General features: G+C 72.1%; 18 protein-coding genes and 1 pseudogene. 11 read left to right on the forward strand and 8 right to left on the reverse strand.

The features are described 5' to 3' along the window. The first annotated feature begins 19 nt into the window (after positions 1–19). The gene (locus OG289_RS42310; protein WP_327319304.1) at positions 20–349 is read left to right on the forward strand and encodes a plasmid stabilization protein; all 330 of its coding nucleotides are present in this window, start codon (positions 20–22) and stop codon (positions 347–349) included. Between the two features lie 61 nt (positions 350–410). Next, on the forward strand, positions 411–1,106 hold the full coding sequence (locus tag OG289_RS42315) for an endonuclease V (protein ID WP_327319305.1): 696 nt from the start codon (positions 411–413) through the stop codon (positions 1,104–1,106). Here OG289_RS42315 and OG289_RS42320 read toward each other — a convergent pair. Further along, complete coding sequence (locus OG289_RS42320) at positions 1,082–1,270, reverse strand: hypothetical protein (protein ID WP_327319306.1); 189 nt, start codon at positions 1,268–1,270, stop codon at positions 1,082–1,084. The two genes, OG289_RS42315 and OG289_RS42320, sit on opposite strands and share 25 nt — an antisense overlap. Positions 1,271–1,499: 229 nt before the next feature. Here OG289_RS42320 and mmpA point away from each other — a divergent pair, with 229 nt between their 5' ends. After that, positions 1,500–1,646 (forward strand): morphogenic membrane protein MmpA, encoded by a 147-nt coding sequence (gene mmpA / locus OG289_RS42325; RefSeq protein ID WP_099935490.1) that lies wholly within the window; start codon positions 1,500–1,502, stop codon positions 1,644–1,646. 7 nt (positions 1,647–1,653) lie between these two features. On the opposite strand, the gene OG289_RS42330 is transcribed toward mmpA, so the two are convergent. Beyond that, positions 1,654–2,826: a saccharopine dehydrogenase family protein gene (locus OG289_RS42330; protein WP_327319307.1), complete on the reverse strand. Its 1,173-nt coding sequence runs from the start codon at positions 2,824–2,826 to the stop codon at positions 1,654–1,656. 184 nt (positions 2,827–3,010) lie between these two features. Here OG289_RS42330 and OG289_RS42335 point away from each other — a divergent pair, with 184 nt between their 5' ends. Genes OG289_RS42335 through OG289_RS42345 form a run of 3 tightly spaced genes read left to right on the forward strand, consistent with a single transcriptional unit; the run spans position 3,011 to position 7,688 of the window. Next, a complete protein-coding gene (locus OG289_RS42335; RefSeq protein WP_327319308.1) occupies positions 3,011–4,216 on the forward strand; it encodes a CaiB/BaiF CoA transferase family protein in 1,206 nt (401 codons plus the stop codon). 39 nt (positions 4,217–4,255) lie between these two features. Next, on the forward strand, positions 4,256–5,470 hold the full coding sequence (locus OG289_RS42340; protein WP_327319309.1) for an acetyl-CoA C-acetyltransferase: 1,215 nt from the start codon (positions 4,256–4,258) through the stop codon (positions 5,468–5,470). Between the two features lie 40 nt (positions 5,471–5,510). Then, positions 5,511–7,688, forward strand: coding sequence for a 3-hydroxyacyl-CoA dehydrogenase NAD-binding domain-containing protein (locus OG289_RS42345; protein ID WP_327319310.1), 2,178 nt, complete (start codon positions 5,511–5,513; stop codon positions 7,686–7,688). 31 nt (positions 7,689–7,719) lie between these two features. On the opposite strand, the gene OG289_RS42350 is transcribed toward OG289_RS42345, so the two are convergent. Further along, entirely contained in the window at positions 7,720–8,433 is a 714-nt protein-coding gene (locus tag OG289_RS42350; protein WP_327319311.1) for a MerR family transcriptional regulator, read from the reverse strand. 305 nt (positions 8,434–8,738) lie between these two features. On the opposite strand from OG289_RS42350, the pseudogene OG289_RS42355 reads away from it, so the two are divergent. The 3 genes and pseudogenes from OG289_RS42355 to OG289_RS42365 form a co-directional block, all read left to right on the forward strand. Beyond that, positions 8,739–9,002 (forward strand): annotated as a pseudogene (locus OG289_RS42355) (amino acid permease); the annotation flags it as partial. 42 nt (positions 9,003–9,044) lie between these two features. Next, the gene (locus OG289_RS42360) at positions 9,045–9,527 is read left to right on the forward strand and encodes a macro domain-containing protein (RefSeq protein ID WP_327319312.1); all 483 of its coding nucleotides are present in this window, start codon (positions 9,045–9,047) and stop codon (positions 9,525–9,527) included. Between the two features lie 5 nt (positions 9,528–9,532). Then, entirely contained in the window at positions 9,533–10,447 is a 915-nt protein-coding gene (locus tag OG289_RS42365; RefSeq protein WP_327319313.1) for a PfkB family carbohydrate kinase, read from the forward strand. A 13-nt stretch (positions 10,448–10,460) separates the two neighbouring features. Here OG289_RS42365 and OG289_RS42370 read toward each other — a convergent pair whose 3' ends face one another. After that, positions 10,461–10,628 carry a hypothetical protein gene (locus OG289_RS42370; protein WP_327319314.1) on the reverse strand — a complete coding sequence of 56 codons (168 nt, stop codon included), beginning with the start codon at positions 10,626–10,628 and terminating at the stop codon, positions 10,461–10,463. A gap of 64 nt (positions 10,629–10,692) precedes the next feature. After that, positions 10,693–12,186, reverse strand: a complete 1,494-nt coding sequence (locus OG289_RS42375) for a M1 family metallopeptidase (protein WP_327319315.1) — start codon at positions 12,184–12,186, stop codon at positions 10,693–10,695. Between the two features lie 215 nt (positions 12,187–12,401). Between OG289_RS42375 and OG289_RS42380 the strand changes: the two genes are divergently transcribed. Continuing rightward, on the forward strand, positions 12,402–14,348 hold the full coding sequence (locus tag OG289_RS42380) for a Xaa-Pro dipeptidyl-peptidase (RefSeq protein ID WP_327319316.1): 1,947 nt from the start codon (positions 12,402–12,404) through the stop codon (positions 14,346–14,348). 21 nt (positions 14,349–14,369) lie between these two features. Here the strand turns inward: OG289_RS42380 and OG289_RS42385 are convergent, their stop codons facing one another. Continuing rightward, positions 14,370–15,335, reverse strand: coding sequence for an FAD-dependent oxidoreductase (locus OG289_RS42385; protein WP_327319317.1), 966 nt, complete (start codon positions 15,333–15,335; stop codon positions 14,370–14,372). A gap of 118 nt (positions 15,336–15,453) precedes the next feature. Between OG289_RS42385 and OG289_RS42390 the strand changes: the two genes are divergently transcribed. Further along, entirely contained in the window at positions 15,454–17,094 is a 1,641-nt protein-coding gene (locus tag OG289_RS42390) for an ABC-F family ATP-binding cassette domain-containing protein (protein WP_327319318.1), read from the forward strand. Between the two features lie 3 nt (positions 17,095–17,097). Here OG289_RS42390 and OG289_RS42395 read toward each other — a convergent pair whose 3' ends face one another. Both OG289_RS42395 and OG289_RS42400 read right to left on the reverse strand, forming a co-directional pair. Further along, complete coding sequence (locus OG289_RS42395; RefSeq protein WP_327319319.1) at positions 17,098–17,685, reverse strand: DinB family protein; 588 nt, start codon at positions 17,683–17,685, stop codon at positions 17,098–17,100. Between the two features lie 158 nt (positions 17,686–17,843). Beyond that, positions 17,844–20,288 carry a Tex family protein gene (locus tag OG289_RS42400; protein WP_327319320.1) on the reverse strand — a complete coding sequence of 815 codons (2,445 nt, stop codon included), beginning with the start codon at positions 20,286–20,288 and terminating at the stop codon, positions 17,844–17,846. Positions 20,289–20,378: the final 90 nt, after the last annotated feature.

The following is a 20,378-nucleotide window of genomic DNA, read 5'->3' on the forward strand; positions in this document are numbered from 1 at the left end:
ACGAAAGGAGTGAGCGCCCATGCCACGCGGTTCCAGCCCCAAGCGGGAGCGCCAGTACGAGCACATCAAGGAGAGCGCCGAGGACCGGGGCGAGAGCACCGACCGGGCGAAGGAGATCGCCGCGCGGACGGTCAACAAGGAACGTGCCCGGGCCGGCGAGTCGAAGACCGCCAGCCGCACCTCCACCCAGGACATGTCGTCCGGCAGGCGGGGCGGGCTGCGGTCCGGCAAGGGCTCCCAGGGGCCCACGTACGACCAGCTCTACGAGGAGGCCAGGCGGCGGGGCGTCAAGGGCCGGTCGGACATGAACAAGAGCCAGTTGCAGCGCGCGCTCGGCGGCAAGAGCTGACGCGGCCGCCCCGGAACGTGATCGCGGGCCCGCCCCCGGGAGCCGTACGCTCGTCCCCACCATGACGACCGTAGAGATTCCCGCGGGCTGGCCCGCGACCGAGGAAGAGGCCCGCGCCGTCCAGGACGAGCTGCGTGCGCGGGTGGTGCTCGACGAGCCGGGGCCGCCACCCGGGACGGGCTACGTCACGGGGGTCGACGTCGCCTACGACGACGAGCGGGACGTCGTCGCGGCGGCGGCCGTCGTGCTGGACGCGGCGAGCCTGGAGGTCGTCGCCGAGGCCACCGCCGTCGGGCGGATCTCCTTTCCGTACGTGCCCGGACTGCTCGCCTTCCGCGAGATCCCCACCGTGCTCGCCGCGCTGGACGAGCTGCCCCGCGAGCCGGGGCTGGTCGTCTGCGACGGCTACGGCCTCGCGCACCCGCGCCGCTTCGGTCTCGCCAGCCACCTCGGGGTCCTCACCGGCCTGCCCACGATCGGCGTCGCCAAGAACCCGTTCACGTTCACGTACGACGACCCGGACGCCCCGCGCGGATCGGCGTCCCCGCTGCTGGCGGAAGGCGACGTGGTGGGGCGTGCGCTGCGCACCCGGGCGGGTGTGAAGCCGGTCTTCGTGTCCGTCGGCCACCGGGTCACTCTGGACGGGGCCTGCGCCCACACTCTCGCCCTCGCCCCGGAGTTCCGCCTCCCGGAGACGACCCGCAGGGCGGACTCACTGTGCCGGAAGGCGCTTCAGGAGGCCACGATCCGCCACTGACCCACCTCCTCGTACGCGGAGTCGTAGACCGCCGAACCGTCCCCGGCCTCCAGGGCGTAGTGCTTCAGGTTGCCGCCCCAGTACCGGAGGATGCGCCCCAGTTCACCCACCGGGTCCCGGGCCAACTCGCCCTCGTCCACCGTGACTTCGAGAACGAACTTCATGCTGCTCCCCTTTCGTTCCGATCAAGCACTTCAATCGTTTCATTGAAGTCCTTGTTGGCACTTCGCAGCGCGGGGGCCGGGGAAGGACCGGGTGGACTGCGGGGAAGGTCCCAAATCGAGGACAAGGGGCGCTCCGGGCGAGGGCCGGGCGAGGCGCGGGCGTCTGAGTACGTCGTCTGAGTACCTGTACGGATGTACGACCGGTCCCGCGCTCGGCAGGCTGGCCCGCATGACCACGCACCGTGCTCCGAAGCCCCTCGCCGACCCCGGCCGTCCTGTCGAGCGTGCCGTGAACGCCGCGCTGATCCTCGCCGTCCTGGCGGGGCTGGGCTGGATCGTCGGGATGATCTACACGCTCGTGCAGTGGCCGTTGTAGGGCCCGTTCAGCGGCTCGCGGCGACCCGGAACCGGATGCCCGCCCGGATCAGCCGCTCGGTCAGCGCGTCGCCCATCGCCACCGCCGTCGTGACCTGCCCCGCCGTCGGCGGGAGGTCGTCGCAGGCCAGGGCCAGCGCCGCCTCCGCGAGCATCTTCGCCGTCTCGTCGTAGCCGGGATCGCCGCCCGTGACCTCGGTGCACACCCGTCGGCCGCCGCCCTCGCCGACGAACCGCACGGAGAACCAGCTCTGTGCCCGCTTCTGCGCGTTCGGCCCCTCACCGGGCCTGAGCCGGTCCGACAGCCAGCGCCGGGCGGGCGGCAGCTGGGCCGCCGCGACGAGCGTCCCGACCGCCGCGACCGCGCCCACGGCGACGGGCAGCCGACGTACGGCCGCGTAGTGCCGGTAGCGGAAGTCGGGCCCGTAGCGCGGCAGCGCCCTCGCCGACCGCAGCACGATCTGCGGGTCGACGGTCGGCAGCGGCAGCGCCCAGGCGCCGACCTCCGGGGCGAACCGGGGCGCGCCCACCGGCGCGGCGGCCCGGCGGCCCATCAGCCGCGGTTCGTGCCGCTTCCGCTCCCGCGCGGCGGACACCATCTGCCGGCCGCGCGCGAACTGGCCCAGCGCGGAGGCGAAGGTGCCGCCCGAGAAGGTGGCGTCGGCGGTCACGAAGCCGTCCACGGTCAGCGGCACGTCCTGCGGAAGCTGCCGGACGGTGAAGTAGACGCCCAGGTCGTGCGGGACGGAGTCGAAGCCGCACGCGTGGATCAGTCGCGCGCCCGTCGCACGCGCGCGTGCGTCGTGCCGGACGTACATCAGGTCGATGAACTCCGGCTCACCGCTGAGGTCGAGATAGTCGGCACCGGTGTCCGCGCAGGCGGCGACGAGTTCCTCGCCGTGCGTCAGATAAGGGCCGACGGTCGTGGCCACCACGCGCGCGTGCTCCGCGAGGGCGCGTAGCGACGCCGGGTCCGAGACGTGGGCCCGCAGCACCCCGACGTCCACGCCGAGCCGTTCGCGCAGTCGCTCCAGCTTCTCCTCGCCGCGGCCGGCGATCGCCCAGCGCAGACCGGCGGGCGCGTGGGCGGCGAGGTACTTTGCGGTGAGTGTTCCCGCGAAGCCCGTGGCCCCGAAGAGCACGATGTCGTACGGACGGTCCGACTTTTTCAGCCTGCTCATGACACCCCTTTGCCGTGCAGCCCGCGCCGCTGTCGGTGGCCGAGGCTAGCGTGAGGGGTGCGGAGACCGACGGCAGGTGCCCCCAAAAGTGGCTAAGCGCTTGCTCGCTCGACTCTTGTGTCCACTGGAACGTGTTCCTAGCATCACTGGTGTTACATCGGTTGTGTCACAGCAAGGGGGCTGGATGACGACGGGACGGACGGACGGCCACGGCCCGCTGGCCGGCGTACGTGTGGTGGAACTCGCCGGGATCGGCCCCGGGCCCTTCGCGGGCATGCTCCTGGCCGACCTCGGCGCCGACGTCGTCCGCGTGGACCGCCCCGGCGGGTCCTCCCTCGCCATCGACCCCGCCCACGACGTCGCCAACCGCAACAAGCGCTCGGTGATCGTCGACCTCAAGGCGCCCGACGGCCCCGCGCGCGTGCTCGACCTCGCCGCCCGCGCCGACGTGCTCATCGAGGGCAACCGGCCCGGAGTGGCCGAGCGGCTGGGTGTCGGCCCCGAGGACTGCCACGCCCGCAACCCCCGGCTGGTCTACGGCCGGATGACCGGCTGGGGCCAGGAGGGCCCCCTCGCCCACCGCGCGGGCCACGACGTCACCTACATCGCCCTCACCGGCGCCCTCGGCATGATCGGCGCCCCCGACCGGCCGCCGCCGCCCCCCGCCAACCTGCTCGGCGACTTCGCGGGCGGCTCCCTCTACCTCGTCGTCGGCGTCCTCGCCGCGCTCCACCACGCCCACGCGCACGGCACCGGCCAGGTCGTCGACGCGGCCATCGTCGACGGCACCGCCCACCTGTCGGCGATGATCCACGGCATGCTCGCCGCCGGCGGCTGGCAGGACCGGCGCGCCGCCAACCTCCTCGACGGCGGCTGCCCGTACTACGGCACCTACGAGACCGCCGACGGCGGGTACATGGCCGTCGGCGCCCTGGAGCCGCAGTTCTACGACGAGTTCGTGGACCTCCTGGGCCTCGGGGACTTCCGCGAGGCCCGCAAGGACTGGACGCGCTGGGGAGAGCTGCGCGAGGCCGTCGCCGCCCGCTTCCGGACCCGCGCCCGGGACGAGTGGACGGCTCTCTTCGAGGGCTCCGACGCGTGTGTGGCGCCCGTGCTGTCGCTGCGCGAGGCCCCGCACCATCCGCACCTCGCGGCCCGCGGCACCTTCACCGACCACGGCGGCATCACCCAGCCCGCCCCCGCACCCCGGTTCTCCGCCACGCCCACGGCCGTCCGCACCGGACCCGCGCACCCCGGCGCCGACACGCGCGCTGTGGCCCGTGACTGGGACATACCGGGGCTCGTGACGGACCTTGAGAAGAACCCCGTGACCCCCGAGAAGCCCCTCGCGAAGACCCCCGTGCAGGACTTCCCGCACCAGGGCGACTGACCCCGCCCCGCTCGGCCCACCCTCCCGAAAGGCCTACCAGTGAGCACCGAAGCGTACGTGTACGACGCGATCCGCACCCCGCGCGGTCGCGGCAAGGCGGACGGCGCCCTGCACGGAACGAAGCCCATCGACCTCGTCGTCGGTCTCATCCACGAGCTCCGAAGCCGCTTCCCCGGTCTCGACCCGGCCGCGATCGACGACATCGTGCTCGGCGTCGTGGGGCCCGTCGGCGACCAGGGCTCCGACATCGCGCGCATCGCCGCCATCGCGGCCGGTCTGCCGGACACGGTGGCGGGCGTGCAGGAGAACCGCTTCTGTGCCTCGGGTCTGGAGGCCGTCAATCTGGCCGCCACGAAGATCCGTTCGGGCTGGGAGGACCTGGTCCTCGCGGGCGGCGTGGAGTCGATGTCCCGGGTGCCGATGGCCTCGGACGGCGGCGCCTGGTTCAACGACCCGATGACCAACCTGGCCGTCAACTTCGTGCCCCAGGGCATCGGCGCCGATCTCATCGCCACCATCGAGGGCTTCTCCCGGCGCGACGTCGACGAGTACGCGGCCCTGTCCCAGGAGCGCGCGGCGACGGCCATGAAGGAGGGCCGCTTCGACTGTTCCGTCGTTCCGGTGAAGGACCGCGCCGGCCTCGTCGTCCTCGACCACGACGAACACCCGCGCCCCGGCACCACCGCCGACTCCCTCGCCAGGCTGAAGCCCTCCTTCGCCGACATCGGCGAGCTGGGCGGCTTCGACGCGGTGGCGCTCCAGACGTACCACTGGGTGGAGAAGATCGACCACGTCCATCATGCGGGCAACTCCTCCGGCATCGTCGACGGCGCCTCCCTCGTCGCGATCGGCTCGAAGGAGGTCGGCGAGCGTTACGGGCTCACCCCGCGCGCGCGGATCGTCTCCGCCGCCGTCTCCGGCTCCGAGCCGACCATCATGCTCACCGGTCCCGCGCCCGCCACCCGCAAGGCCCTCGCGAAGGCCGGCCTGACCATCGACGACATCGACCTCGTCGAGATCAACGAGGCCTTCGCGGCAGTCGTCCTGCGCTACGCGCGGGACATGGGCCTGTCCCTGGACAAGGTCAACGTCAACGGCGGCGCCATCGCCCTGGGCCACCCGCTCGGCGCCACCGGCGCGATGATCCTCGGCTCGCTCGTCGACGAACTGGAGCGCCAGGACAAGCGCTACGGCCTCGCCACGCTGTGCGTGGGCGGCGGCATGGGCATCGCCACGATCGTCGAGCGCGTCTGACCAGCCCGGCGCAGCCAGAGACTTCTACGGAGACCCCGTCATGACACAGAGCACCACCATCCGCTGGGAACAGGACCGCACCGGCCTCGTCACCCTCGTCCTCGACGACCCGAACCAGTCCGCGAACACCATGAACCAGGCGTTCCGCGAGTCGCTCGCCGTGGTCACCGACCGCCTGGAGGCCGAGAAGGACTCCATCCGCGGCGTCATCCTCACCTCCGCCAAGAAGACCTTCTTCGCCGGCGGCGACCTGCGCGACCTCATCCGCGTCACCCCCGAGACCGCTCAGGCGCTGCTCGACGGCGGCCTGGAGATCAAGCGCAACCTCCGCCGCATCGAGACCCTCGGCAAGCCGGTCGTCGCCGCCCTGAACGGCGCGGCCCTCGGCGGCGGTTACGAACTCGCCCTCGCCTGCCACCACCGCGTCGCCCTCGACGCCCCCGGCTCGAAGATCGGCTGCCCCGAGGTGACCCTCGGCCTGCTCCCCGGAGGCGGCGGCGTCGTGCGCACCGTCCGCCTGCTGGGCATCGCCGACGCCCTCCTGAAGGTCCTCCTCCAGGGCACCCAGTACAGCCCGCGGCGCGCCTTGGAGAACGGCCTGATCCACGAGGTCGCCGCCACCCCCGAGGAACTCCTCGCCAAGGCCCGCGCCTTCATCGACGCCAACCCCGAGTCGCAGCAGCCCTGGGACAGGCCGGGCTACCGCATTCCCGGCGGCACTCCCGCCAACCCCCGGTTCGCCGCCAACCTGCCCGCCTTCCCGGCCACCCTGCGCAAGCAGACCGACGGCGCTCCCTACCCGGCCCCGCGGCGCATCCTCGCCGCGGCTGTCGAGGGTGCCCAGGTCGACTTCGAGACCGCGCAGGTCATCGAGGCCCGCTACTTCGTCGAACTGGCCGCCGGACAGACGTCGAAGAACATGATCCAGGCGTTCTTCTTCGACCTCCAGGCCGTCAACTCCGGTGTGAGCCGTCCCCAGGGCATCGAGCCCCGCAAGGTCCGCAGGGTGGCCGTCCTGGGCGCCGGGATGATGGGCGCCGGCATCGCCTACTCGTGCGCCCGCGCGGGCATCGACGTGGTCCTGAAGGACGTCTCCGCCGAGGCCGCCGCCCGGGGCAAGGTCTACTCCGAGAAGCTGTGCGCCAAGGCCGTCTCCCGGGGCCGCACCACGCAGGAGAAGGCGGACGCCCTGCTCGCCCGCATCACGCCCACCGCGGACCCCGCCGACCTGGCAGGCTGCGACGCGGTCATCGAGGCCGTGTTCGAGGACACCGCCCTCAAGCACAAAGTCTTCCAGGAGATCGAGCAGATCGTCGCCCCCGACGCCCTGCTGTGCTCCAACACCTCCACCCTCCCCATCACCGTCCTCGCCGAAGGCGTCGAGCGCCAGAGCGACTTCATCGGCCTGCACTTCTTCTCGCCCGTCGACAAGATGCCCCTCGTCGAGATCATCAAGGGCGAACGCACCGGCGAGGAGGCGCTCGCGCGCGCCTTCGACCTGGTCCGGCAGATCAGGAAGACGCCGATCGTCGTCAACGACTCGCGCGGCTTCTTCACCTCACGGGTGATCGGCCACTTCATCAACGAGGGCGTCGCCATGGTCGGCGAGGGCATCGAGCCCGCCTCCGTCGAGCAGGCGGCGGCCCAGGCGGGCTACCCGGGCAAGGTGCTCGCCCTGATGGACGACCTGACGCTCACCCTCCCGCAGAAGATCCGGGGCGAGTCGAAGCGGGCCGTGGAGGAGGCGGGCGGCATCTGGCCCGGGCACCCCGCGGAAGCCGTCGTCGACCGCCTGGTCGACGAGTTCGGCCGCACCGGCCGCAGCGGGGGAGCGGGTTTCTACGACTACGCCGACGACGGCAAACGAGTCCGCCTGTGGCCGGGCCTGCGCGAGCACTTCACGCGCGCGGGCGTCGAGATCCCCTTCGAGGACATGCAGGAACGCATGCTCTTCTCCGAGGCCCTCGACACCGTCAAGCTCCTCGAGGAGGGCGTGCTGACGTCCGTCGCGGACGCCAACATCGGCTCCCTCTTCGGTATCGGCTTCCCCGGCTGGACCGGCGGCGTCCTGCAGTACATCAACGGCTACCGGGGCGGGCTGCCCGGATTCGTGGCACGCGCGCGGGAGCTCGCCGAACGCTACGGCGACCGCTTCACCCCGCCCGCGCTGCTGGTGGCGAAGGCGGAGCGGGGGGAGACCTTCACCGACGCGCGCTGAGGCACCGGCCCTTCGAACCCGTCGAGGCCCATCAAGGGGAGCCGTCCGCCGGCGGCTCCCCGAGCCACTCCCGCAGTTCCGAGGTGAGCGACCGCTGGAAGGCCGTCAGCAGAGCCTGGACGACCAGGGGCTGCATGTGCGCCGACAGCGACCGCACGGCCTGCGCGTCACGCTCCGGCACCTCCTCGCGCAGCAGCCGCGACAGCTCGTGGGCCGCGGCGCGCGCGTGGTCGAGGAGGACGGTCCGGGCCGCGAGGATCGCCTCCTGCGACAGCGGTACGTCGAGGAGCCGCACGCCCAGCCTCAACAGCCCGAGGTCGACCCCGTACGCGTCCTTCTCACGCCGCACCACGCCCATCGCGACGAGCCGCTCCACGTCCTCCTCGCCGAGCGCCCGGCCCGCCCGCCGCCCCAGCTCTTCCCCGGTCACCGTCTCCACGGCGTCCGGTGCCCAGGAGGCGACGACGGCCCGGTGCACGGCGAGGTCGTGGGCGTCGAGTCCGGGCGGCAGCCGCTCGAGGTAGCGCTCGATCGCCGCCAGCGTCAGGCCCTGCTGTCGCAGCTCCTCGATCAACGCGAGGCGCGCGAGGTGCGCCGGACCGTAGTGGCCCACCCGGCGCGGACCGATGACCGGCGGGGGCAGAAGCCCCTTGGCGCTGTAGAAGCGCACCGTCCGCACCGTGATCCCCGCCCGGGCGGCCAGCTCGTCGACCGTGAGGGCCGGCTCCTCGGTCTCGATCGTCATGCGCAGCAGTATCGCTGTCGCACCAGTGCTGTGAAACCCGGGGCAGCGGAGTGAGGAGCTGCGGTGAGGGTCGCGTGAGAGGCAACGCCGTGTGACATCGACCACCGCACGGTCACCCCCCGCTCTGGGAAGGTGCCGCCTTGGTCTGCGCCCCTACCCGGGAGCCGCGGGCCGCGACCGTACGGAACCCCGGGCACACCGAGCCCGGGCGCACCGGAGAGGTCGTCCCGCGCGCGGTGAACTCGATCATGTGGCGCGTGGGTCTCTTCTACGTCGGCTCGGTCCTCCTCCTCGCCCTCCTCGTCCTCTTCGTCCGCCGCGCCAAGGCGGGTCTGGTCGAGCGGCCCTCCTTCCGCCTGCCGGGCAGCTCGGTCACGGAGAGCGTCACGATCGCCTTCCTGATCGCCTTCCTCGGTCCGATGTGGAACGACCCCGAGGTCGGCCGCAAGACCCTCCTGCTGATCCCGGTGATCGCGGCCGCCCTGGTCGGCGGCTGGTACGCGGTCCGCACCAGGGTGTCCAGGGCGGCGGACCAGGAGCTGTCGCAGCTCACTCGGAACCAGAAGTAGCAGGCCGACGCCACTGTCAGTGGCGTCGCCTACGGTGGCGTCATGTCGGAGATCACGTATGTCCGTGGCGACGCCACCGTGCCATCGGTGAAGGGCGTCAAGGTGATCGCCCATGTCTGCAACGACATCGGGGGATGGGGAAAGGGCTTCGTCCTGGCGCTGTCGCGCCGCTGGCCGGAGCCGGAGGCGGCCTACCGCGCCTGGCACCGCGAGCGCGCCTCGAACGATTTCGGACTGGGCGCGCTCCAACTCGTCCAGGTCGAGCCGTACGTGTGGGTCGCCAACATGATCGGCCAGCGCGGCGTGCGAACGGGCAGCAAGGGTGTCCCCGTGCGCTACGACGCCATCGATGCGGCCCTGGCCCGGTTGGCCGAGACGGCGACAGAACGCGGCGCGTCGGTGCACATGCCCCGGATAGGCTGCGGATTGGCCGGCGGTAAGTGGTCCCGTGTCGAACCGCTCGTCAGTGAGCGGCTGGTGAAGCGGGGTGTCGCGGTGACGGTGTACGACCACGGGGAGGGGTAACGCATATGGACGCCTACGGGGAAGACAGGGACATCGACGTCCTGGTCCTGGGCGGGGCAGGGGTGGACACCATCGTGTACGTACCGGAGCTGCCGCTCCCGTACGCCGACAGCTACATGATCGACAGCGGGATCCGCACCCGCGCCGGACAGACCGGCGACTTCGTCGCGTTGAGCCTCGCCGCCCTCGGTCTGCGCACCCACCACCTCGACCTCCTCGGCGACGATCCGGAGGGCGACCTGGTCCGCGCCCTGCACGAGAAGCACGGCATCCCTCTCACCGCCGTCCCCCAGTCCGCCGGTACCAAGCGCGCGGTCAACCTGGTGAGCCCGGACGGGCGGCGGCTGTCGCTGTACGACACCAGCCGCGGGCGAGCGGACGATTGTTTCCCGCAGGACACCCTGCGGGCGCTGGCCGAGGCGAGCCGCCACGCGCACGTGTCCATCACCTCCGGCTGCGCCGACGCCCTGCCGGTCCTGCGCGCGGCGGGCGTCCGTATCTCCACCGACCTGCACAACTGGGACGGCGAGAACCCGTACCACGAGGCTTTCGCCTTCGCCGCGGACGTCGTCTTCCTCTCCGCCGCCGAACTCACCGACCCCGAGGCGACGATGCGCCGGATCGGCGCGCACGGCCGTGCCGAGGCGGTCGTCGTCACCGCCGGCGCCGAGGGCGCCCACCTCCTGGCCGGCGGCGAGCTGACCCACATACCGGCCGTGGCCCCGCCCGCGCCGGTGGTGGACTCCAACGGTGCGGGCGACGCCTTCGCCGCCGCGTTCGTCTTCGGCCTGCTCAGCGGTGAACCGCCACAGGGCTGCGCCCGGTTGGGCGCGGTGGCCGGGGCGTACGCATGCACCGTCCCGGCCACCGAGAGCGCCGCCCTGTCCCGCGACGCGCTCCTGGCGGCGGCCCCGCGGTAGCGGACGCGGGCGGCTACCTGCGCCGGGTGGCCATCAGCCCGATCAGACCGGCGAAGACGCAGAGCGCCCCCAGCAGACTCAGCACGGGGACCCCCGCGATCAGGCCGATACCGACCCCCACCCCGCCGATCCCCGCCAGCACCCGCCACGTTCTCTCGTTGCCGTTGCCCGCCCCCGCCATGACTGGCTCCCCTCGGTCTCCACGCTTCCTTCACAGGGTGATACCCGGCGGGCGCTCCGCGAACTCAGCCCTCGTGCAGGGAGTTTGTCGCCGCGATCTTCTTCCACGACTTCGGCTGCACGGGCACGGCCGACGACTTCGCGATCGACGCGGTCCGCGCCACGGGCGCCGCCGGCTTCGTCGGCTGGAACAGCCAGGTGTCGAACAGCGCGCCCAACTGCTTGCCGGAGACCTGCTCGGCGTACTGCCGGAAGTCGGCGATGGCCGCGTTGCCGTACGCGTGCGTCTGCGGCCACCCCTTCAGGATCGTGAAGAACGCCTCGTCGCCGACCTCGTTCCGCAGCGCCTGCACCGCCAGCGCGCCCCGGTCGTAGACGGCGAGGTCGAACTGGTTCGCCGCGCCCGGGTCGCCGGGCTTCACCGTCCAGAACGTGTCGTCGGCCGGGTGCGAGGCGTACACGTAGTCCGCGAGCTCCTGCGTCGTGCCCTCGCCCTCGTGCTCGGACCACAGCCACTGCGCGTACCGGGCGAAACCCTCGTTGAGCCAGATGTCCTTCCAGCCCTTGAGGGACACCGAGTCCCCGTACCACTGGTGCGCCAACTCGTGCACCACCACGGAGGTGTTGGAGCCGTTCGCGAACTGCTTCGGGCTGTAGTACACGCGGCTCTGCGTCTCCAGCGCGTACGAGGTGGTGGTGTTGGGGACGTACCCGCCGGCCGTGCTGAACGGGTACGGCCCGAAGTAGCCGCTCAGCCAGTCGACGATCTCACCGGTGCGCTCCACGCTCGCCCGCGCCGCCCCGTCGTTGTCGCCGAGGTCCTCGCTGTAGGCGTTGATCACCGGCACGCCGCCCTCGGACGTGCTCGTCGTGACGTCGAACTTCCCCAGCGCCAGCGTGGCCAGATAGGTAGCCTGCGGTTTGTTCTGGCGCCAGTTGTAGCGGGTCCAGCCCAGGCGTGAAGTCGTCGACTGGAGCGTGCCGTTGGAGATGGCCTGGGTGCCGTCCGGCACGGCCACGGACACGTCGTAGGTCGCCTTGTCGAGCGGGTGGTCGTTGCTCGGGAACCACCACCAGGCCGCCTCGGGCTCGTCCGCCGCGACCGCGCCGTCCGGTGTGCGGTGCCAGGTGGAGAAGCCGTACGCGCTCTTCGTCGACGGCACCCCGCTGTAGCGGACGACGACCGTGACGGACGTTCCCTTCGCCAGCGGGGTCTTCGGGGTGACCACCAGCTCGTGCTCGCCGGAGGCGGTGAAGGCGGCCGCGGTGCCGTTGACCCGTACCTCGCTGACGTCCAGCAGGAAGTCCAGGTCGAAGCTCGACAGGTCCTGGGTGGTCTTCGCGAGGATCGTCGCCGTCCCCGCCAACTCGTCCGTGGCCGGCTGGTACGTCAGCCGCAGGTCGTAGTGGGAGACGTCGTATCCGCCGTTGCCGTACGCCGGGTAGTAGGGGTCGCCGATGCCCGACGCGCCGGGGGAGTAGCCCGCGGCGGAAGCCGGGATCGCCAGCAACACGGACGCGGCAGCGAGTGCGCCCGGCGCGATGAGTCTGCGGTGCACGAAAGCTCCAAATCGTGGGGGTACAAAGGCTGTTCGGAGCCTATTGAGTCTCTGTGCCCAGCAGGTGTCCACCGTCACCCCTGTCACACGATCGCCATTCGGCCGCCATGGGCGAACCGCCTCCGCAGGCGGGTTTCGGCCACCGGCGGCCCATCGTCTGCGGCTCCCCATCTGCCCTCTTCTGCACGGGAGTTGACCGGGGTACCGTCCCGCGCATGTCGACACGCATGCGCTTCACGATCTGGAGACCGCTCGCGACCGCCGCCATCACCCTCCTGGTGGCCGCCTTCCTCACCCCGACGGCCGCCCACAGCGCCCCGCGCGAGAGCGGGCCGGTCTACTCCTACGACAACGCCATCCGCGAAGCCGTCTGGGTCGACACCGGACTCGACGGCGACGGAGACGGGCGGACGGACCGCGTCGCCGTCGACATCGTCCGCCCCCGCGAACCCGCCGCACAGGGCCGCAAGGTGCCCGTCATCATGGACGCCAGCCCCTACTACTCCTGCTGCGGACGCGGCAACGAGAGCCAGCTCAAGACGTACGACGCCGCCGGGAACGTCGTCCAGATGCCGCTGTTCTACGACAACTACTTCGTGCCGCGCGGCTACGCCTTCGTCGGCGTCGACCTGGCCGGCACCAACCGCTCCGACGGCTGCGTGGACGTCGGTGGGCGCTCCGACATCCAGTCCGCGAAGGCCGTCGTCGACTGGCTGAACGGCCGCGCCAAGGCCTACACCACCCGCACCGGCACCGCGACCGCCCAGGCGGGCTGGACCAACGGCAGAACCGGCATGATCGGCAAGAGCTGGGACGGCACCATCGCCAACGGCGTCGCCGCCACCGGCGTGAAGGGCCTGAAGACCATCGTCCCGATCAGCGCCATCTCCTCCTGGTACGACTACTACTTCGCCCAGGGCGCCCCCCTCTACGACTCCGGCCCCGACTGGCTCTCCGACTACGTCGACAGCCCCGACGCCCGCGCCAGGTGCGCCGCCGTCCAGCAGAAGATCGTCGACGGGGCTCCGCGCACCGGCGACCGGACGTCGTTGTGGACCGAACGCGACTACGTCAAGGACGCGGGCAGGGTGAAGGCCAGCGTCTTCCTGATCCACGGCATGCAGGACCTCAACGTCCGCACGAAGCACTTCGGCCAGTGGTGGGACGCCCTCGCGAAGAACGGCGTCGAGCGCAAGATCTGGCTCTCCCAGACCGGCCACGTCGACCCCTTCGACTTCCGCCGCACCGCCTGGGTGGACACCCTGCACCGCTGGTTCGACCACGAACTCCTCGGCTACGACAACGGCATCGACCGTGAGCCCATGGCCGACATCGAGCGCCACCCCGACCAGTGGGTCACCTCCGGCGTCTGGCCCCCGCACGGCACCCGGACCACGACCCTGCGCCCCTCGACCGGCGAGCGGCCCGGCGTGGGCACGCTCGGCCTGCGCAAGGGCACCGGCACCGCGGCCTTCACCGACAACCCGCAGCTGAGCGAGACCGACTGGGCCGCGCAGATCGACGCCTCGACCCCCGACAAGGCCGGCTTCACCACCGGTCCCCTCACCCGCGACCTGCGCCTGTCCGGCTCCTCGAAGGTCACCGTCACCGCCACGCCCACGACCGCGACCGCCCACCTCACGGCCGTCCTCGTCGACCTCGGCCCCGACATCATCCGTGACTACGCGGCGAGCGGCGAGGGGATCAGCACCCTCACCGACCGCACCTGCTGGGGCGCGAGCACGGCCGGCGACAGTGCCTGCTTCAAGGGGACCAGGGCGAAGACGGCCGACGTCGACTACACGGTCGTCAGCCGCGGCTGGGCCGACCTCGGCACCTATGCGAACCCCGGCAAGGGCGTCCCGCTCACCCCGGGCAAGGCCTACACCCTCACCCTCGACCTGGCCGCCACCGACCATGTGGTCCCGGCCGGTCACCGTCTGGCGCTGATCGTCGCGGGCACCGACAAGGACCTCATCGACCCGCCCGCCGACACCCCGACCCTCACCCTGGACCTGTCCCGCACCTCTGCCCGGGTCCCGCTCGTCGGAGGAGCCGACGCCTTCGCCCGCGCCACGTCCGCGGCGGCGGCAGCGGCCACGCCCGACGCCGGGCCACTGGACGGCGTACGGACACCGCACGACACCTACCGGATCCCCTAGTCCCCCAATACCGGAGACCGGTCAGCAGGAGGCGGCCGAGAGCACCAGCTCGGCCGCCTCCTCCGCGCATCCCCACGCCACGGTCACGCCCGCCCCGCCGTGCCCGTAGTGGTGCACCACGGCCCGCCCGTCCGGCAGCTCCGCCCGCTCCAGCCGTACCGCCTCCCGGGCCGGCCGCAGCCCCACCCGGTGCTCCAGGACCCTCGCCCCGGCGACCTCCGGCCGCAGGGCCGCACAGCGCCGGACGATCGCCTCGGCCACCTCCGGGTCCGGCTCCAGCGACCAGTCGTCGTCCTGCGCGGTGCCGCCCAGCAGCAGCCGCCCGGGCTGCGGGAAGAAGTAGGCCATCGCGCCGTCCGGAGAGGTGGAGCCGAGCCAGGTGTCGAGACCGGGGTTCTCCACGACGACGAGCTGGCCCCGTACGGGTCGCACCGACGGGTCCGCGGCCAGCTCCCGGGCGCCCAGCCCCGTGCAGTTGACGACGATCGGCGCCTCGGCCTCCTCCAGGTCGGTCACCGTCCGTTCCTCGACCGTGCCGCCCGCCCGCAGCAGCCGCTCCCGCAGCCACGGCAGATACGTCGACATGTCGATCAGCGGCAGCCGCACGCGGATGCCGCCCCCGGCGCCGTACTCGCGCACCGTGGCCCGCCGCAGCCCGGTCAGCCGGCCCGCCGTCCAGCCCTCGACGTCCGCCAGGTCGGTCTCGCCCATCACCCCGTCGACCAGGCGCACCCCGGTCGCCTCGGGCCGCTCGGCGAGGTTCTCGTAGACCCCCAGTGAACGCAGTGCCCACGCCCGCGCCGACACCTTCGGCTTGATGTGGTACGGCCACCACAGCGCGCCGGCCACGGCCGAGGTGGTCCGCTCGACCGGATCGCGCGTCCAGACCCGGACCCGCAGGCCCCGCTCGGCCAGGACGACGGCCGTCGTCAGCCCGATGACCCCGCCGCCGACCACGATCACATCGCTGCTCAACTGAGTGTCCACGCCCGGACGTTAGCCGACCACGCCGGCGATCAGCGAGATCACGGAGAAACCCTCGGCGGGATCGCGGGAAAGACGGGTGCGACCGCGTCCCCGGACGCCCACTAGGATCTACGACCTGATGACTGCCACCCTCGTCGCCAAGAACCTCGCCGCCGGACACGGCGACCGCTCCCTCTTCTCCGGGCTCGACCTCGTCGTCGCCCCCGGAGACGTGATCGGGCTGGTCGGTGCCAACGGTGCGGGCAAGTCCACCCTGCTGAGGCTGCTCGCCGGGCTCACCGCGCCCGAGCAGGGCGAGCTCAGGCTCTCCCCGCCGACCGCGACCGTCGGCCATCTGCCGCAGGAGCCGGAGCGCCGCCCCGGTGAGAGCGTGCGGGACTTCCTCGCCCGCCGCACCGGCGTCGCCGAGGCGCAGCGCACGATGGACGAGGCCACCCAGGCCCTGGTCGACGGGGCGCCCGGCGCCGACGACGCCTACGCCACGAGCCTGGAGCGCTGGCTCGACCTCGGCGGCGCCGACCTCGACGAGCGCGCCGAGGAGGTCACCGACTCGCTGGGGCTCGGCGTCGGTCTCGACCAGCTGATGACGTCCCTCTCCGGCGGGCAGGCCGCCCGCGCGGGGCTCGCCTCCCTCCTCCTCTCGCGCTACGACGTCTTCCTCCTCGACGAGCCGACGAACGACCTCGACCTCGACGGCCTGGAGCGCCTCGAACGCTTCGTGACCGGCCTGCGCGCCGGCACCGTCGTCGTCAGCCACGACCGCGAGTTCCTCACCCGCACGGTCACCAAGGTCCTCGAACTCGACCTCGCCCAGCAGCAGATCAACCTCTACGGCGGCGGCTACGACGCCTACCTGGAGGAGCGGGACGTGGCCCGTCGGCACGCCCGCGAGGACTACGAGGAGTACGCCGACAAGAAGTCGGCGCTCCACGACCGCGCCCAGACCCAGCGCTCCTGGATGGACAAGGGCGTGAAGAACGCCCGGCGCAAGGCGGGCAACGACAATGACAAGATCGGCCGTAAGTTCCGCAGCGAGGCCAGCGAGAAGCAGGCCGCGAAGGCCCGGCAGACCCAGCGCATGATCGAACGCCTCGACGTCGTCGACGAGCCGCGCAAGGAGTGGGAGCTGCGCATGGAGATCGCGGCCGCACCGCGCTCCGGCGCGGTGGTCGCCACCCTGCGCGAGGCCGAGGTGCGGCGCGGCGGCTTCCGCCTCGGGCCGGTGTCCCTGCAGATCGACTGGGCCGACCGGGTCGCGGTGACCGGTGCGAACGGCGCCGGCAAGTCGACCCTGCTCGGCGCGCTCCTCGGCCGGGTCCCGCTGGATGCCGGACAGGCCGGCCTGGGCTCAGGCGTCCTGGTCGGCGAGGTCGACCAGGCACGGCAGCTGTTCCACGGCTCCGAGCCGCTGCTCGACACGTTCCGCGCCGCCGTCCCGGACACCGAACCGGTCGAGGTGCGCACCCTACTGGCCAAGTTCGGCCTGAAGTCGGACCACGTCATGCGGGCGGCGGGCACCCTGTCACCCGGGGAACGCACCCGCGCCGCCCTCGCGCTGCTCCAGGGTCGGGGCGTCAACCTCCTCGTCCTCGACGAGCCGACGAACCATCTCGACCTCCCGGCCATCGAGCAACTGGAGTCGGCCCTCGACGCCTACGAGGGCACGCTGCTCCTGGTCACCCACGACCGGCGCATGTTGGACGCCGTCCATGTGACGCGTCGGCTGGAGGTGGCGGACGGCAAGGTGACGGAGCGGTAGCCGCTACGCGAGCCCGCCCGCGTCCCGGGCGGCCCGCTCGACACGCCCCCGGTGCGCCGCCCACCACTGCGCGTCGCCCTCCGCCGTGTTGGCTCCGCCCGGCCGCTGGCCCGTCGCCCCGTCGATCAGCTCCCGCACGATGTCGGCGTGCCCGGCGTGCCGCTGGGTCTCGGCGATCATGTGGGCGAGGCAGTGGTGGAGCGTGAGCTCGCTGCCCCGGTCCCCGGGGATCCGGCCGACCGCGTCGAGCGGCAGTGCCGCGATCGTCTCGTCGGCGTGTGCGCAGGCCCGCCGGTACAGTCCGACGATCTCCTCCCGCGTCTCGTCGGCCCGTGCCCACAGATCCGCGTTGGGCTCGGCGTCCCCCGCGATCCACAGCGGTGTCGCGGCGAAGGGCCGCCCGAAGGTCGCCCCGAAGTAGAACGCCTCGGCGCCCGCCAGATGCTTGACCAGCCCCAGCAGGTTCGTGCCGGTCGGCGTCATGGGCCGCCGCACGTCGTAGTCCGACACCCCCTCCAGTTTCCACACCAGCACGTCACGGGCGTCCTGGAGGTAGGTCTGGAGGTCGGTCCTGGGATCGCGTCCGGTCATGGGTTCAGTCTGCTGATCGCATGATCTTCGGCAACGGGTTTTCGGCCAGGACCGAGACCGGGGCCGGGCCGCACGGCGAGACCCCGCTTCTGCCCTGCGCCGCTGCCGTCCGCGGGGCCCCGGCCTGAGACACGCCCGGGGCCCGACTCACGCCGTTCTCAGCGCTTGCCCTTCTTCGGGTCGACCAGACCCGCTCGGCGCAGTGCGTCGGCCATCGCGCTGTTGGCCGGTGGGGGAGCCTGGCGGGAACCACCGCTGCCGCTGCCGCCGCTGCCGCCGCTGCCGCCGCTGCCGCCGCTGCCGCCGCTGCCGCGCTGGCCGCCCTGCTGTCGCTGCTGGGGCGGACGCCCGCCGCCGCGCTGGGGGCGGCCCCCGCCGGAGGACTGGCCCTGGGCGCCCTGCGGGGCCGCCTCGTCGTCCAGCCGGAGCGTCAGCGAGATCCGCTTGCGCGGGATGTCGATGTCGAGGACCTTCACCTTGACGATGTCACCGGGCTTGACGACGTCCCGCGGGTCCTTGACGAACGTCTTCGACAGGGCCGAGACGTGCGCCAGGCCGTCCTGGTGGACGCCGATGTCGATGAACGCGCCGAAGGCCGCCACGTTCGTCACCACCCCCTCCAGGACCATCCCGGAGGACAGGTCGGAGATCTTCTCCACGCCCTCCTTGAAGGTGGCCGTCTTGAAGGCGGGCCGCGGGTCGCGCCCGGGCTTCTCCAGCTCCTTGAGGATGTCGCTGACGGTCGGCAGGCCGAACGTCTCGTCCACGAAGTCGGTCGGCCGCAGCGAGCGCAGGACACCCGTGTTGCCGATCAGGGAGGCCACCTCCTGGCCGGAGGTCTTCACCATGCGCCGGACCACCGGGTACGCCTCGGGGTGCACGCTGGAGGAGTCCAGCGGGTCGCTGCCGCCGCGGATGCGCAGGAAGCCCGCGCACTGCTCGTAGGCCTTCGGACCGAGCCGCGCCACCTTCTTCAGCTCGGAGCGGGACGTGAAGGGCCCGTTCGTGTCCCGGTGCGCCACGATGTTCTCGGCGAGGCCCGAGGAGATGCCGGACACGCGCGACAGGAGCGGCGCCGAGGCCGTGTTGACGTCCACGCCCACGCCGTTCACGCAGTCCTCCACCACCGTGTCCAGCGAACGCGACAGCTTCACCTCGGACAGGTCGTGCTGGTACTGGCCGACACCGATCGACTTGGGATCGATCTTCACGAGCTCGGCGAGCGGGTCCTGGAGCCGGCGCGCGATCGACACCGCGCCGCGCAGCGACACGTCCATGTCGGGCAGCTCCTGCGAGGCGAAGGCGGAGGCCGAGTACACGGAGGCGCCGGCCTCGGACACCATCACCTTGGTGAGCTTCAGCTCCGGGTGCTTGGTGATCAGCTCACCGGCGAGCTTGTCGGTCTCGCGGGACGCCGTGCCGTTGCCGATGGCGACCAGCTCGACCGCGTGCTCCTTCGCCAGGCGCGCGAGCTTGGCGATCGCCTCGTCCCACTTGTTCGCCGGGACGTGCGGGTAGATCACGTCGGTCGCCACGACCTTGCCGGTCGCGTCGACGACGGCGACCTTCACGCCCGTGCGGAAACCGGGGTCCAGGCCCAGCGTCGCGCGCGTGCCGGCCGGGGCGGCGAGCAGCAGGTCGCGCAGGTTGGCGGCGAAGACGTTGACCGCCTCGTCCTCCGCGGCCGTCCGCAGTCGCAGGCGCAGGTCGATGCCGAGGTGGACGAGGATACGGGTGCGCCACGCCCAGCGGACCGTGTCCGTCAGCCACTTGTCGGCCGGCCGGCCGCGGTCGGCGATGCCGAACCTCCCCGCCACGATCCCCTCGTACGACGAGGGACCGGGCACCTCGGAGGGCTCCTCCGGCTCCAGGACGAGGTCGAGCACCTCCTCCTTCTCGCCGCGCAGCATCGCCAGGATGCGGTGCGAGGGCAGCGCGGTGAACGGCTCGGCGAAGTCGAAGTAGTCGGCGAACTTCGCGCCCGCCTCCTCCTTGCCGTCGCGCACCTTGGCGGCGAGCCGCCCGCGCACCCACATGCGCTCGCGCAGCTCGCCGATCAGGTCGGCGTCCTCCGAGAACCGCTCGGTGAGGATCGCCCGCGCGCCGTCCAGCGCGGCCTGCGGATCGGCGACGCCCTTGTCCGCGTCGACGAACGCGGCGGCCGCCGCGAGCGGGTCGACGGTAGCGTCGCCGAGCAGAGCCTCGGCGAGCGGTTCGAGGCCCGCCTCACGTGCGATCTGCGCCTTGGTGCGCCGCTTGGGCTTGTACGGCAGGTAGATGTCCTCGAGGCGCGCCTTGGTCTCGGCCCCGCGGATCTGCGCCTCGAGCGCGTCGGTGAGCTTGCCCTGCTCGCGCACCGACTCCAGGATCGCCGTCCGCCGCTCCTCCAGCTCCCGCAGGTAGCGCAGCCGCTCCTCGAGCGTGCGCAGCTGCGCGTCGTCGAGCATCTCGGTCGCTTCCTTGCGGTAGCGGGCGATGAAGGGCACCGTCGAACCGCCGTCGAGCAGTTCGACCGCGGCCTTCACCTGCCGCTCCCGTACGCCGAGTTCCTCGGCGATCCTGCCTTCGATGGACCCTACTTCGATGGACCCGGGTGTCGTCACGATCCCGTACCGCCTTCTCCACTGAGGTTGCGCGGCAATTGTGGCAGGTGGCACCGACACCCGGGGATCAGGGCGCGCTCCCGGCGGGCC

This window comes from Streptomyces sp. NBC_01235 (assembly GCF_035989285.1).
Lineage (GTDB): Bacteria > Actinomycetota > Actinomycetes > Streptomycetales > Streptomycetaceae > Streptomyces.